Origin of the sequence: Allotamlana fucoidanivorans (assembly GCF_045788535.1) — a bacterium.
Classification (GTDB): Bacteria; Bacteroidota; Bacteroidia; order Flavobacteriales; family Flavobacteriaceae; genus Allotamlana; species Allotamlana fucoidanivorans.
This window is the reverse complement of the sequence record NZ_CP074074.1, coordinates 561742-576466: the sequence shown is the minus strand read 5'-3', so window position 1 is coordinate 576466 and position 14725 is coordinate 561742. Positions and strand designations below refer to the sequence as shown.

The window sequence follows — 14725 nt, the reverse complement described above, 5'->3', positions numbered from 1 at the left end:
TAAAAACTTTGTTGGGATGTAAAAATGTATTACTTTTGCATCCCAATTTTGGTTTGGTGGGTTTTCATTCCAACCCTTTTGTTAAATGCCCTGAGCGGGTTTTATATAGTTTAAAATGAATATTACAAGAGAAAACGTTGATGCATTAAATGCTGTAGTAAAAGTTGATATCGTTAAGGAAGATTATAGCGATAAAGTTGAAAAGATCTTATCTGATTACCGTAAAACAGCAAATATCCCTGGTTTTAGAAAAGGACATGTGCCAATGGGGATGGTGAAAAAACAATATGGTAAAGCAGTATTGGTTGATGAAGTAAATAAATTATTGCAAGATGCGTTAAATAAATATTTAACCGAAGAAAAGTTAGATGTTTTAGGACAGCCTTTACCAAAACCACAAGACGATATCAATTGGGATGCTGAAGGGTTTACATTTGAATTTGAATTAGGCTTAGCACCAGAATTTGATGTAGAGTTGAAAAGCAAAGAGCCTATTACACAGTATAATATCATTGCTGATGATAAGATGATTGATGAGCAAATTGAGCGTATTCAAAAGCAATACGGGAAATTGGTTTCTCAAGACGTTGTTGAAGCAGATAGTGAAATTACAGGAACTTACACCAATGAAGAAAAAGAGATTGATAATACAGTAACACTTACTTTAGATAAGTTTAAAGGAGATGCTACTGAAAAACAATTTGTAGGTGCAAAAGTAGGGGATGTTATTACCTTAAATACAAAAGGTCTTTTTGAAGATGAGCACGATTTAATGCATGCTTTAAAATTAGGTCATGATGAGGTTCACGGACTTGATATTGAAGTTAATTTTACAATTAACGAAATTAACAAGCGTGAATTAGCTGATTTAGATCAAGAATTATTCAATAAAATTTTCCCTCAAGGAGAGGTTACATCTGTTACTGAATTAAAAGAGAAGATTAAGGAAGATGCTGAAAAACAATTCAAGCAACAATCAGATCAAAAGTTATTAAATGATGTTACCGAGTACTTAGTAGAGAATACTAAGTTTGACTTGCCAGCTGAGTTTTTAACCAAATGGATGCAAACGGCAGGTGAAAAGGAGATGGATGCAGATCAAGCCAAAGAAGAATATGAAAAGTCTGAAAAAAGCTTGCGCTACCAATTAATTGAAGGTAAATTAATTGAAGCTAATGAAGTAAAAGTTACTATGGATGATATAAAAAATCATGCCAGAGAGATGATCAAAGTACAAATGGCGCAATTCGGACAAACAAATCCTTCTGATAAGGAGTTAGATGATATTGCAGCGCGTGTGTTATCAAATCAAGATGAAGCACGAAGAATTTCAGAGCAATTGGTAAGCCAAAAATTACTTGAAGTATATAAAGAAAAGGCTAATCTTAAGGTTAAAGAATTAAGTTACGAAAACTTTGTGAAAGAAGTTTATGGTGATAAATAAGTAAAATAATAAATGCTTATATTTAAGCGCTTAAATCCTTTGATTTAGGCGCTTTTTTATTCAAAACAAGACCTGTAAATAGTATGGTTTAAGGGTTAAGTTTTGTAAACCAGTACATTATTTAATAAATAACGTTAAAAAATTATGGATTACGCTAAAGAGTTTGAAAAATTTGCGATAAAAGATCAAGGTATAAGTAGTACATATTACAATAAAATCATCAGTAGTATGTATCCTACCAACCTAACGCCAAATATTATTGAAGAACGTCAAATGAATATTGCAGTATTTGATGTGTTTTCTCGCCTAATGATGGATAGAATTATCTTTTTGGGAACAGGAATCAATGATCAAGTCGCTAATATTGTACAAGCGCAATTGCTTTTTCTAGAGAGTACCGATGCTAATAAAGATATTCAAATTTATATAAACTCTCCAGGAGGAAGTGTATATGCTGGTTTAGGTATTTATGACACCATGCAATTTATAAAGCCAGATGTAGCAACAATCTGTACAGGAATGGCGGCCTCTATGGGAGCTGTATTGCTTTGTGCTGGAGCAAAAGGAAAACGTAGTGGATTAACTCATTCTCGTGTTATGATTCATCAACCTTTGGGTGGCGCACAGGGGCAAGCAAGTGATATTGAAATCACAGCTCGTGAAATTTTAACCTTAAAGGAAGAACTCTATAAAATTATAAGTAAGCACTCTGGGCAGGATTACGACAAAGTATATGCTGATAGTGATAGAGATTACTGGATGAAGGCAGATAAGGCGAAAGAGTACGGTATGATTGATGAGATATTAGCCCGTAATTAAATAAAAAAATTGTAATTTTAAAGAATTATGACTGAGGAAGTTGCAAAAAAACTTCTTGAAATAGAATTAGATTAATGGCAAAAGAAGAATTAGAATGTTCGTTTTGTGGTAGAAAGAAGCCAGAAACAAATCTGTTAATAGCAGGCTTAGATGCGCATATTTGTGATCGATGTATTGAGCAGGCGCATGGTATTGTTTTAGAGGAATCTAAGCAAAATGATAATGGGGATTTATCAGCAGAATTAAAACTTCGTAAACCACAACAAATAAAGGCTTTTCTTGATGAATATATCATAGGGCAGGATGTTACAAAAAAAGTAATGTCTGTGGCCGTGTATAATCATTACAAAAGGTTACTACAAGCACCAACAAGTGATGAGATTGAAATTCAAAAAAGTAACATCATCATGGTTGGGCAAACAGGTACTGGTAAAACATTAATGGCAAAGACCATTGCAAAGATGCTCAATGTGCCTTTGGCTATTGTTGATGCCACCGTTTTAACTGAAGCCGGGTATGTTGGTGAAGACGTTGAAAGTATTTTAACGCGGTTACTTCAAGCAGCCGATTATAACCTTGAGAAAGCACAAAAAGGGATTGTTTTTATTGACGAAATTGATAAAATAGCACGTAAAAGTGATAACCCTTCTATTACGAGAGATGTTTCGGGTGAAGGTGTACAGCAAGCCTTATTGAAATTATTGGAAGGTACAATTGTTAACGTTCCGCCAAAAGGAGGAAGAAAGCATCCAGATCAAAAATTTATTGAAGTTAATACAGAGAATATTTTATTTATTGCTGGTGGTGCTTTTGATGGTATTGAACGTGTCATTTCTAAACGTTTAAATATGCAGGCCGTGGGCTATAGTGCTTCAATGTCTGATGATGTTGTTGATCAAAATCACTTGCTACAATATATTATTCCTAAAGATTTAAAAGATTTTGGGTTAATACCTGAAATTATTGGTCGATTACCCGTATTAACGTATATGGATCCTCTAGATGCTAATACTTTGAGAGCTATTTTAACCGAACCAAAGAATGCTATTATTAAACAGTACAAGAAACTGTTTGCGATGGATAAAATTGAATTTTCGGTAACTGATGGAGCATTAGATTTTATTGTTAATAAGGCTATTGAATACAAGTTAGGGGCTCGTGGTCTTAGATCCCTTTGTGAGGAAATTTTAACCGATGCTATGTTTGAATTGCCAAGTAGTGATGAAAACACATTAAATGTTACTAAGGCTTACGCTGAAAATAAATTGAACAAAACGGCTATCAAGAAATTAAAAGCGGTTTCATAGAGAGAAAACTATTGGAGTTTAAAATAAAAAAGCTGCATGATTATGCAGCTTTTTGTGTATAATGGAAATTAATTAATAATGGATATTTGTGTTTCGTAATTGTATGCCTTTTTTAAGACAGGATAAAAGTATAGGTAAAACATTTAAAGGCAAAATGACTTTTGTTGCTTTTAGATGATTAGACGAAAAACTCGTTAAAGCACTTTTTTTAGATGCAGATTATCGAGTGTGAAAATCAAACATGAGTTTGTCGCGTCAAAACAGTAAAGCTTATGCGTTTAAAACCAAGAGTTCATCCATGTATTCTCTGGTGTTGGATAGTCTTGGTATTTTATGTTGCCCGCCTAGTTTATTATTTTGTTTCAGCCAATCATAAAACAAGTTCTTGCGAGCCACATGTATTTTAGGTTTGTTTAACGTAATGTTATTAAAACGTTTGGCTTCATAGTCTGAATTTAACGATTTTAATGCATCATCAAATAATTCATTGAATTGGCTCATGTCTTTTGGCACCGTTTTAAATTCAATCAACCATTCATGAGCGCCCTTTTCTTTACCTAGCATGAAAATAGGTGCCCCCGTAAAGTCTACAATTTCAGAGTCTGTGGCATTACAAACATTTTTTAAAGCTTCTTCTGCGTTTTCAATAATGAGTTCTTCGCCAAATACATTGATATGATGTTTTGTTCTTCCAGAAACTTTTATCCTATACGGATTTAATGAAGTAAATCTTATAGTGTCTCCAATTTTATAACGCCAAAGCCCAGCATTTGTGGTTATTATGACAGCATAATTTTGATGCAAGGTCACATCGCTAAGCGGAATGGCTTTTTCTTCTTCGGTGCCGTAAATAGTCATTGGTATAAATTCATAAAAGATACCATAGTCTAACATCAGTAACAATTCACTGGAATTATTCCTATCTTGAATAGCAAAAAAGCCTTCCGAAGCATTGTAAATCTCGTAATATTTGAAATCCCTATTGGGAAGTATTTTTTTGTATTGATCTTTATAAGGTACAAAGCTAACACCACCGTGAAAATACACTTCTAGATTTGGCCAAATGTCATGAATACTTCTTTTTCCTGTTGTTTCTAACACATTATTCAATAAAACAAGCATCCAAGAAGGTACACCAGCAAGACTGGTTACATTTTCGTGTATGGTTTCATCAACAATAGCCTGCATTTTGTGTTCCCAATCACTCATTAAAGATACTTTGTTGCTCGGTGTACTGCTAAACTCGGCCCAAAAAGGCATGTTGTCAATCAATATGGCCGATAAGTCACCAAATACAGTGCCGTTTTCTTTGTAGAGTTCTTTGCTGCCCCCCAACCTTAGACTTTTGCCTGTAAATAGCTGAGCATCCTCATTATTGTTAAGATACATGCAGAGCAAGTCCTTGCTAGCCGCATAATGGCAATCTTCTAAGGATTCTGAACTTACGGGAATAAATTTACTTTTCGCTCTGGTAGTACCACTCGATTTTGCAAACCATTTTATAGGGCTTGGCCAAAAGATGTTATTTTCACCATGCCTTGAGCGTTCAATTAAATCTTGCCAGCCATCATAATTTTTAATAGGTACGCGCTCTGCAAAGGTTTTATAATCCTTTATAGAAGCAAAGTCGTATGTTTTGCCAAACTCGGTATGTTTTGCATAATCTATTAAGCTTAATAGTAATTCATTTTGAACTTCGTTAGGGTATTTAAGAAACAATTCTATTTGATGAAATCGTTTTTTTAAAAACCAAGAAGCAATGGAATTAACTATAGGTATTGGCATATTTATTTTATCTTTAAGATTTAAAAATAATATTTTTTTTTATGACCTACCAAGGTGTTTTAACAAAAATGAGAACCGAGTTTTTAAGTCCGATTCAATACTATTTGGTTTTTGAAAATGATTTTTTAAATATAAATCAATTGCTGAATAGAACGATTGATATTCAGTTTGTTAAGTATCAGTGTTTAAATTGTGGACAGGACAAACCTATTTATCGTCAAGGTTTTGATAAACAATGTTTTTATGAAGTGCCTCAGGCTGCCGATTGGATTATGCGACCAGAATTAAGTACGGCCCATTTGGGAAAGGAAGATCGTGATTTAGAGTATGAAAAGGCCATGCAGTTGCAGCCACATATTGTGTATTTGGCCAATTCAAGTAATGTTAAGGTTGGCGTTACTAGAAAGAGCCAAGTACCTACACGTTGGATTGATCAAGGCGCTCATGAGGCTATTGAAATAGTTGAGGTGCCTAACAGATACTTAGCAGGAATTACGGAAGTGGCGTTGAAAGATTATGTATCTGATAAAACAAATTGGCGTAAAATGCTAAAAAATGATATTGAAGATGAAAATTTGGTAGAATGGCGAGAGCGTTTAGCTGCATACATTCCAGAGGAAACTAAGGCTTATTACATTGAAAGTAATAAAGAAACGAACTTAGATTTTCCTGTGGAACAGTATCCAGAAAAGCCCAAAAGTTTAAATATTATAAAATCACAACGCTATTCTGGGAAGTTGGTTGGTGTAAAAGGGCAATATCTCATTTTTGAAGATAACACCGTATTTAATATTCGTGCCAATGAAGGTTTGGTGGTGGACATTACGGTTAGTTAACTAGTTAGAAAATTAAAACCCCATTTAAAGTGTTTAAATGGGGTAGTGTATTTTTAATGAGAATAAGATTTATATTTCTTCTTGATCTCTTAAGCCTTGAATATATGCTGCTTTTTGAATTTCTCGACGTCTTTTTACAGAAGGTTTAGTGAAAAATTGACCATCTCTCAGGTTTTGCATTACTTTTACATTTCTGTGTTTTCTTTTGTAGCGTTTTAAAGCGCGTTCTATATTTTCGCCGTCTTTTACAATTATTTTTAACATATACAGTACTTAATTTTTTAATTTTCAGATGCTTCTCTCAGTAGAGAGGTGCAAAATTCTTGTTTTTTATTTAGAAAACCTAACAAATGCGTAGGTTTTTTATGTTTCAAAAGGATTCAACTAGTTCAAGGTATCTTTTTTCTTTTTACCAAGCAATCCGCCTAGCACATTTTTTACAGCATCTGTGGTACTTTTTGATGCGCTTGAATCTGTCTTTTTATCATTTCCTATAATGTCTGTAAGTACTTTTTCAACAGCATCATTTTGTTCCTTTTTTGTAGAATCCGCCTTGGTTTTATTGCTACTAATAACATCTCCAATCAGGTCATTAACTTTGTCTTTGCCTTGATTCAATAGTTTTTGCTTTTGAATTTCAAGGAGTTGATTGGTTAGCTTTTTCACACCACTTGATAAATCTGTTTTTATCGAAGGGTTTGCATAGGTTCCTGATATGTTTGCCGTTACAGGAATGCTAATTTTATTGACTTCTTGGTCGTCAATTTTTCCAATAAGTCGATTGATATCACTACCTAAATATGTTGCAGGAACGTTTAAAACCGCTGTATAATCAACAGTTTTATCAAACCCATGCGACCCAGAAACAGTGATGTCAATATCCTTATAATTAAAATCAAAAGGTTTAACGCTTACTTTACCATTTGCAAAAGACAATTTGGTTTTTAAATCTTTTAAATCGAGCGCTTGAAAGTCAATAAATTCAAAAGAGTTGTCAAGTTTACTCAGCAAACCGTCAGATGTTTTATTTATTCGCGTAGCCAGTAATTCAGCCAAAGCATCACCAGAAATACTCGTTAAATCTGGAGTAAATTCCTGATCGAGGTTACCTGAAAGCACAATGTTTGTGTTTAATTTTCCATCTAAAATTTTGGCAATTGGGGCTAAGTTTTTTAATAACTCTAAATCATTGAATGATTTGGATATATCAAAATCTGTAGCATTTAAGTTAAGACTAAACGAAGGTGTGTCGTTTTTAGTTGAGACATTTCCAGATATAGCTAGTGCGCCATCAAATAGACGTGATTGCATATTATTTAAAGTAGCTTGCTGGTCTGCAATAATCAATTGGCCCGTAACATCCTTTAAAGTTAAATTGTCATAAATAACAGTTCTCGCATCCGCCGAAATAGTACAATCTAAAAAAGCGGGGATTTTCAGTGATTCGTTGCTAGAGGTTGTTTTGTTACTTTCTGGATTTGAAGTGTCTTCAGTCATAAAATCACTAACCTTAAACAGGTTTGAGGTGACTTTAAAATTACCTTTTAAGGTATTGTTGCTTAATAAAAACCCAAGCAAATTATTGATGGTTCCAGTGGCGCTAATATCACTCTGTCCTGTTTTAGCTTTAAAGGAATTCAGAGTCACTGTGCCAGGATTAAAAGTTACATTAGCTTGAGAAATTTCAATGGGATTGACTATATCTTTTGAAGCATAAACAAAATTTGAAATACTTGCAGAACCGCTACTTTTTATGCGCTCATAGGCGTTGGTTTCAATAGCGTTCATGTCAAAGTTTGTCTTTATTTTCCCTTTTAAAATTCCGCTGAGTTCGTTTTCTAAATCTACTGGATAAACTTTGGTGATATGAGCCAAATTAAGTACGCCATCTAAGTTGCCCGAAATCAGCATATTTTTGGTGAGATTTTTTATGGTAGCAGACGATTTAAAAACATCTTCATCTATTTTAAAATTTAGGGTTTCAATAGCAACATAGGTGTCGTCAGCCTTGCCTGTAGTGTTCTTTATCGAGGTGTTTATAGTGATGTTGCTAACTTTTTTAGGTAAATCTGGGTATTTGAAAGAGGCATTATTTGAAGTAATTTGTATATCTAGATTCGGAATCGTTTCTTCAGAATTTAATCCTTTTATGATACCTTTTACCTTAAAGTTGCCTGTGGTTTCAACCGTTTCAACATTTTTAGAATAGTTTTTTGGAATCACGGCCAGAAATGCTTTAAAATCAGATTCCGGATTTTCAAATGTAATATCAATATCTTGTCCGTTTTCAAACTGCTGTACATAACCGTTAAAGTGAAGCGGTAGATTATTTATAAACCCTTTATTTTCCTTAAAAGTGTATTTGCCAAGGGCTAAATCTAAATCTATTAACGCATCTAATTTTAACAGATTATTATTTAAATAGTTTGTGCTATCTAAAGAAAAGCTAATATAAGCTTCGCTATTAGTGTTTAATTCAGATAAGCCTGCCGAAAAAGTACCATGACCACTATGATTGAGTTCGGTGAGGTGAATAGTGGTTTTTGAAAGCAGGTCCATGTAAGTTAAAGCACTATTATTGATGCTATAATCTTCTATACTGAACGCAAAGTTGCTGGGTTGTGACCCTGTTGATGTGTCTGGGGCTTCTTTAGTAATGTCATAATTGTTGTTACCAAACTTGTCGGTTTTTAAAGTAAGCAATGCTTCATCTATGGTGATGGTGTTTATTATGATTGGGGCTTCTTCTGTAGTTTTAAAAAGTTCTTTTAGAGACATGGTAAACGCTATGTTTTTTACCGAAGCAAACGTTTCATCTTTAAAAGGGGCATAGTTGGTTATTACTAAATCACTAACATCAATATGGGCTTGTGGAAAACTTTGAATAAAACTTAGGTTAACATCACTAAACGCAACCTCAGCATTTACATTGTCATTGATAAATCGTTTTACCATGTCTTTAATTTGACCTTGAAAAGCAAACGGGATGATTATTAAAAGAGCAAAAATAGAGAGTAAACTAATGCTTATAATTTTTAAAACTTTTTTCATATGTCGTTTTTGGTTTTTAGTTGATATGTGGTTCTTTGTAAGTGCAACCTCATAATAATATATACGTAGGGCATGTGTTAAAAGTTTAGAAAGCTATTTTACGTTTTAGTTAAGGTTTACTAAAGGAGGTTGAGTTCATCATTTACTTTAAGATTAAACCGTTTTCTAAACAGAAATACGCCAAGGTATAAAAACGGGGTGTCGCAAGCAGCAACAATAACTTTAAACAAAAAACCACTTAGCAGTAAACCTTTAAAATTTACCCAATCAATGATGCCGAAAGAGCATAGTAAAAAAACAATAGTAAAAGTGTCTATAAATTGAGAAAACCAGGTTGAAAAATTATTTCTAAGCCAAAGATGTTTGCCTTTAGTAACGCGTTTCCAGAAATGATATATTTGAATATCTACAAACTGAGCGAATAAGTAGGTTAGCATGCTTGAAAATACGGCTATAACCGAATTTCCAAATACCGTTTGAAACATATCATCTTTCACATAAGACCATGAAGTGGCTGGAACAATATCGGCCACATAAATAATAAGCAATGAAAATAGAGAGGCAAATATACCAGTGACTACAACATCATTTGCCCGCTTCTTTCCGTAAATTTCACTAATAAGATCTGTGATTAAAAAGGTAATAGGGTAAGGTAGAATGCCTACTGAAACTTCAAAAAGTTTGTTCCCAAAAATTTCAATATTGAACGGGTACCAATAGAAAAATTTTTGAAAAATAAGATTTGAAACGACCAACGATGTTATAAATAGGGCGCCTAATAAAATGTAAATACGTTGAGCGGCTAATTTGTTTTTTAAGGTCATTTATAATTGTGAATAAATAGCTTTGGTAAATATAATAGATTAAAAATTGTTTTAGTTATTTTGCTTCCATATGAAGCACCCAATACTATTTTATATTGCCTTAGGAAGTAATAAAGGCGATAGATTTGATAACTTACAAAAGGCGGTGAATGCTATTTTTGAACAACTGGGCATGGTGCGCACCATTTCAAAAGTATATACCTCGGAAGCTGTTGGTTTTGAAAGCGACGATTTTTTAAACTGTTGTTTGGAGCTAGAGAGTATTTGTACCCCGCAAGAGGTTTTAAATAAGCTACTAGAGATTGAGGCAAGTCTTGGTAGAATGCGAACTATTGGGGCAGGTTATGAAGCCAGAACCATTGACTTAGATATTATTTTTGCAGGGCAAGATAGCATCATACAAACAGAAACACTTATCGTGCCACATCCAGAAATGCATAAAAGGAATTTTGTGTTGATGCCTTTAAATGATATTGCTTCAAAAATTAAGCATCCTAAGTTTATTAAAGATGTAGCAAGTTTGCTGCATGCCAGTCAGGATACTTGTAAATTACAATCCATTAGTGCCAGACTTAAAAACCCCAGTGAGTCGTTTCATTTTTCAAACTTCAATTATATAGCTATAGAAGGTAATATAGGTGCTGGAAAAACGAGTTTGGCTACTATGATTTCTCAAGATTTTAATGCGAAGTTGATATTAGAACGTTTTGCTGATAATCCTTTTTTGCCTAAGTTTTATGAAGACACTCAACGTTACGCATTTACGCTAGAAATGTCATTTTTAGCTGATAGATATCAGCAAATCTCTGATGACCTATCACAGTTAGATTTGTTTAAAGACTTTATTGTAAGTGATTATGATGTTTTTAAATCTTTAATTTTTTCAAAAATCACCTTAAATAATGATGAGTTTGAACTATATAGAAAGCTGTTTTACTTGATGTATAAAGATATTGCTAAGCCCGATTTATACGTGTATTTGTATCAAAACACGGAACGATTACAGCAAAATATAAAGAAACGCGGTCGTGATTATGAACAAAACATTGCTGATGATTATTTAGAAAAAATAAATTCAGGGTATTTAGAGTTTTTAAAAACACAAAAAGATTTTAATGTTAAAATCATTGATGTTTCTAATAGGGATTTTGTGGCGAACCGAGCAGATTATTTGTGGCTATTGGAGGAGTTAATGAAAGTATCAGCAATAGGAATTTATTAAACGAATTTAAGGTTTTATGTTTTTTCTGGGGTTCATTTTTCCTAGCTAATAATCATAAGTTTTAGGAGTATTAGATCTATATATAAGTGATAAGGTTTTATAGATTTTGATAACGCCACTGCATTCCAGTAAAAAGAAGTTTAGTCTTGTTTGCTCTTTGTAAGCTGAATGAAATCAATTTCCCCATAGTCTTATCCTTTGAAATTTAACATTTTATTGGGTGTAAATCAGATTTAGGACATGATAGAGCAGGATAGAATGGTGTGTTATTACTCCTATTTTTGTAGAAATAATTGCTATATATTATGAGGAGATTAAAGTTTAAATGCAAGGTGACTTTTTTAGTGGTTCTAATGGCATTTTCCGTGTTGTTGTCGTGTTCTAAAGAGGATGAACTTGAACCTGTAAAAGAAGAAGAAAAGGTTAATCCCATTCCAGAAGAAGAAAAGGAAGAGGAGAAAGAGGAAGAAACAGGGCCATATGCCGTGTATGTTGCAGATGAATTGACAGGTGTTTATACCACTTGCACAGATGGGAAAGATAACCCGCAAAGAGATACAGCCGATATACTAAATCCTGTAAATGTTGGAACAATTGATGATAGAAGTTGTTATGCTGATTATGAAGAGGTTGATGCTAATGGTATTGTTTATGGTGTTTACAATATAACTGCAGGATCCAATCACTTAGATGCAGAAAACACACTGCAACCAAGAATTGAGCGTTCGCTATCAAGGTCGCAAACTACAGGTATTGGAAGCTATGCAAGGTTTACGGGTACGGTCAGGATACTTGAGGTTGGTAAAACCAGTAGTGAGGGTAGTGACGGAACATACATCATGCAAGCTAAAGGAAAGCATACAGGTGGTGGTGGTTCAGCCGATCCTGCAATTTGTTTGTATTTAGCCAAACCAGTATATGGAAAAGATAGTGCAGGTAATAATGTTCAAGTATCGTTTGACTTGTATAGAGAGCAGATTAAGGTAAGAGGTGGATCAGGAGCTTCAGGTCGAGATGTTGTTTTTTTAACTAATATTGAGAAAGGTAAACCAACGGAGGTTGTTTTAGAGGTTGGTTTTAGAGCAGACCCTAATGATGCCTCAAAAAAAATACACTATGCTGATGCTCTAATAGGAGGTGAGGCATATAATTTTAATATTCCAGAGCCAGAAAGAGGGACACAATCAGGTATCCGCTATGGTGCGTATCGGGTAAAAGGCGGCAGAGCACAAATTAGATGGGCAAACACTACTTATAAGAAGGAAGAAAAGTAAATGTATCTAATCTAAGGATATTGGCTATCAGAAATGATAGTCTTTTTTTTATTAAAAAGGATTGTTCTCTAAAGTTGTTCCTTTTAGCGATTACTTAAATTAATTGATATAAAATAGTTGTTATTTTACTTTTTTTATCAGGCTCTACATATGTCGTTAGATCACGCGCTGTTTGAATTTTTAAGTTGAACGGTGGTTTTAAAACATCAACGCCACTAGATTTTTTAAGACGAATACCTTGTCCTGTTATGATGTCTATGTTTGGAATGTATTTTCCCATGGGAATATGCTCGGTAAGGATTACGAATTTATATTGGGGTAGTTTTTGTACCACTTGATGAATTTCAGCGTTGGATAAATGTTGTAAAACATTTCGTAATATAGCGCATTCGGCTATTGGCAATTGGTCATTTACAATATCGAGACAATAAAATTCAAGATTATTTGAAGCGAAATATGTTTTATTTTGTTGTATCAAATTTTCAACAATATCAATTGCTGTGTAAGATTTACAATAAGGTGTTAAATGTTTTCCTATATTAAAATCACCACAACCTAAATCACTGACGCTTAAAGGATTTTTAAACGATCTTAAAAAATCAATAACAACTTTTAAATAGGGTTCTGTGATACTAGTGTCATGGGAACCATAACCAGAAAAGAGAACTCACCACGCTGTCCTCCCCAGAGATTAAGGTCATAGATTTGATTCATCACTGCTTTAGTAGGCCACGGCTTTTTTGTTTTTTCCCTCACGTAGTTTTTAATTTGTGTTGCTAAATCTAAAGATTAGCTTTAATTTTAGTAGCAAATTCTTTATCATGAATTTATAATTATTCATTTTTCTCTCCGGTCATCAAAGCCCGATTGGTTTCATCTATTCTTTCTCTTTGAGTTTTATTTAATCCATATTTAAAATAAAGCTCGTTTGGATACAATAAGTTTGATTTTTTCATACTAGGGTCGTTTGTTTTTCTACTTAAATCACAATCAAAACGTCCTAACTTGGTATACATTTTATTCCAGTTATTTCCGGCATTAATGAAATGTGATAATCCCCAAGTAATTCCATCTGCATCATCGGTGTCTGTAAAGGCATCAGGAGAAAATGGACCTGCCGCTACAGGCAATAATTTACTTACTGAGGCAATTTCAAAATTAACCCAGTCTTTTGCGTATTGTATGGTGTAATGTTCTATACCATCAGTGGTTACAATGGCGGCAACACCTTCTTTATATGGAAATAAAATGGTTTCATGTCCAGAATTCATTACAGGGTTTAAGGGGTGTTTTTTATAGGGGCCTTCAGGAGATTCGGCAATAGCAACGCCCCAGCCATCCCAATGTTTGCGGTTTGCATCGCGTTTGTCCATGCCAGATTTATAATACACATATATTTTCCCATCATGAACTAAAGGGTAAGGGTCGTGTATAACACGGTGATCCCACTCGTTTTCTTTGCCAAAGTCAATGACTACTTTATTAAGGGGTGTCCATGGCCCATCTGGAGAATCTGCATATGACATGGCCACAGGGCAAACATCACTTCCACCTCCATTAGAGGGTTTACCACTGGGGGCACTAAATGCCTGATAATACAAATAATATTTGTCTTTCCATTTTAAAATATCCGTGGTTGAAACCGATCGCCAACCGGGATTTGGTTTGTCGGGTTTAGGAATGGCAACACCTTGTTCTTCCCAAGTAAAACCATCTGTACTTGTGGCATACCAAATATCGCATAAATCCCAATCTACAGAAGGTATGGTGTCATTACATTTAGAATATCCCATTGGTTTGGTGGGCGTATTTCTATAGGTATACCAAACATAATATTTACCGTTTTCAAAAATTATTTTTGAAGGGTCTCTGCGGGTTATGGTGCCATCACCATTGTTATAGTCAAAACCTTCTAACTCAGTATATCTAAAGTTTGAATACAATTCGTTATCCAGAAGGCGAGGTGCTTCATATTGTTTAAAACTGCGCTCCATGGCGCTACTTAGTTTTCTGTTTGGATCAATATTGTCAATAAATAAAGGAAAAGCATCTTGAGAGTTAGTGCTAGTAGATTGAGTTTGTTCTTCAGGTTTGCTGTTGCAAGCAAAAACAGTTATTATTAGGAATAATGATAAAATTGATCTCATTGTTATTAAGGTTTTT

The 14725-nt window shown here is 33.9% G+C and carries 13 protein-coding genes; 6 read left to right on the top strand and 7 right to left on the bottom strand.

Annotated features, from left to right (window positions below):
- Positions 1 to 115 precede the first annotated feature (115 nt).
- From tig to clpX, 3 genes are all read left to right on the top strand, one after another.
- On the top strand, positions 116 to 1444 hold the full coding sequence (gene tig / locus KFZ70_RS02710; protein ID WP_139698600.1) for a trigger factor: 1329 nt from the start codon (positions 116 to 118) through the stop codon (positions 1442 to 1444).
- Between the two features lie 144 nt (positions 1445 to 1588).
- A complete protein-coding gene (clpP, locus tag KFZ70_RS02705; protein ID WP_139698599.1) occupies positions 1589 to 2263 on the top strand; it encodes an ATP-dependent Clp endopeptidase proteolytic subunit ClpP in 675 nt (224 codons plus the stop codon).
- A gap of 74 nt (positions 2264 to 2337) precedes the next feature.
- Positions 2338 to 3570: an ATP-dependent Clp protease ATP-binding subunit ClpX gene (gene clpX, locus KFZ70_RS02700; protein ID WP_139698598.1), complete on the top strand. Its 1233-nt coding sequence runs from the start codon at positions 2338 to 2340 to the stop codon at positions 3568 to 3570.
- Positions 3571 to 3840: 270 nt separating this feature from the next.
- Here the strand turns inward: clpX and KFZ70_RS02695 are convergent, their stop codons facing one another.
- The gene (locus KFZ70_RS02695) at positions 3841 to 5355 is read right to left on the bottom strand and encodes a GH3 auxin-responsive promoter family protein (RefSeq protein ID WP_139698597.1); all 1515 of its coding nucleotides are present in this window, start codon (positions 5353 to 5355) and stop codon (positions 3841 to 3843) included.
- A gap of 41 nt (positions 5356 to 5396) precedes the next feature.
- Between KFZ70_RS02695 and KFZ70_RS02690 the strand changes: the two genes are divergently transcribed.
- A complete protein-coding gene (locus KFZ70_RS02690; RefSeq protein WP_139698596.1) occupies positions 5397 to 6191 on the top strand; it encodes a DUF2797 domain-containing protein in 795 nt (264 codons plus the stop codon).
- A gap of 69 nt (positions 6192 to 6260) precedes the next feature.
- Here KFZ70_RS02690 and rpsU read toward each other — a convergent pair whose 3' ends face one another.
- The 3 genes from rpsU to KFZ70_RS02675 all read right to left on the bottom strand — a co-directional run bounded on the left by rpsU (position 6261) and on the right by KFZ70_RS02675 (position 10066).
- The gene (gene rpsU / locus KFZ70_RS02685) at positions 6261 to 6455 is read right to left on the bottom strand and encodes a 30S ribosomal protein S21 (protein WP_139698595.1); all 195 of its coding nucleotides are present in this window, start codon (positions 6453 to 6455) and stop codon (positions 6261 to 6263) included.
- Between the two features lie 120 nt (positions 6456 to 6575).
- Entirely contained in the window at positions 6576 to 9242 is a 2667-nt protein-coding gene (locus KFZ70_RS02680) for an AsmA family protein (RefSeq protein ID WP_139698594.1), read from the bottom strand.
- Positions 9243 to 9361: 119 nt separating this feature from the next.
- Complete coding sequence (locus KFZ70_RS02675; RefSeq protein ID WP_139698593.1) at positions 9362 to 10066, bottom strand: queuosine precursor transporter; 705 nt, start codon at positions 10064 to 10066, stop codon at positions 9362 to 9364.
- Between the two features lie 70 nt (positions 10067 to 10136).
- Here KFZ70_RS02675 and folK point away from each other — a divergent pair, with 70 nt between their 5' ends.
- Both folK and KFZ70_RS02665 read left to right on the top strand, forming a co-directional pair.
- Positions 10137 to 11288, top strand: coding sequence for a 2-amino-4-hydroxy-6-hydroxymethyldihydropteridine diphosphokinase (gene folK / locus KFZ70_RS02670; protein WP_139698592.1), 1152 nt, complete (start codon positions 10137 to 10139; stop codon positions 11286 to 11288).
- A gap of 305 nt (positions 11289 to 11593) precedes the next feature.
- On the top strand, positions 11594 to 12562 hold the full coding sequence (locus tag KFZ70_RS02665) for a hypothetical protein (protein ID WP_139698591.1): 969 nt from the start codon (positions 11594 to 11596) through the stop codon (positions 12560 to 12562).
- A gap of 94 nt (positions 12563 to 12656) precedes the next feature.
- Here KFZ70_RS02665 and KFZ70_RS02660 read toward each other — a convergent pair whose 3' ends face one another.
- The 3 genes from KFZ70_RS02660 to KFZ70_RS02650 all read right to left on the bottom strand — a co-directional run bounded on the left by KFZ70_RS02660 (position 12657) and on the right by KFZ70_RS02650 (position 14709).
- On the bottom strand, positions 12657 to 13100 hold the full coding sequence (locus KFZ70_RS02660; protein ID WP_407516200.1) for an SAM-dependent methyltransferase: 444 nt from the start codon (positions 13098 to 13100) through the stop codon (positions 12657 to 12659).
- A gap of 74 nt (positions 13101 to 13174) precedes the next feature.
- Positions 13175 to 13318: a hypothetical protein gene (locus KFZ70_RS02655; protein ID WP_407515896.1), complete on the bottom strand. Its 144-nt coding sequence runs from the start codon at positions 13316 to 13318 to the stop codon at positions 13175 to 13177.
- Between the two features lie 77 nt (positions 13319 to 13395).
- Entirely contained in the window at positions 13396 to 14709 is a 1314-nt protein-coding gene (locus KFZ70_RS02650; RefSeq protein WP_139698590.1) for a glycoside hydrolase, read from the bottom strand.
- Between the last annotated feature and the right edge of the window lie 16 nt (positions 14710 to 14725).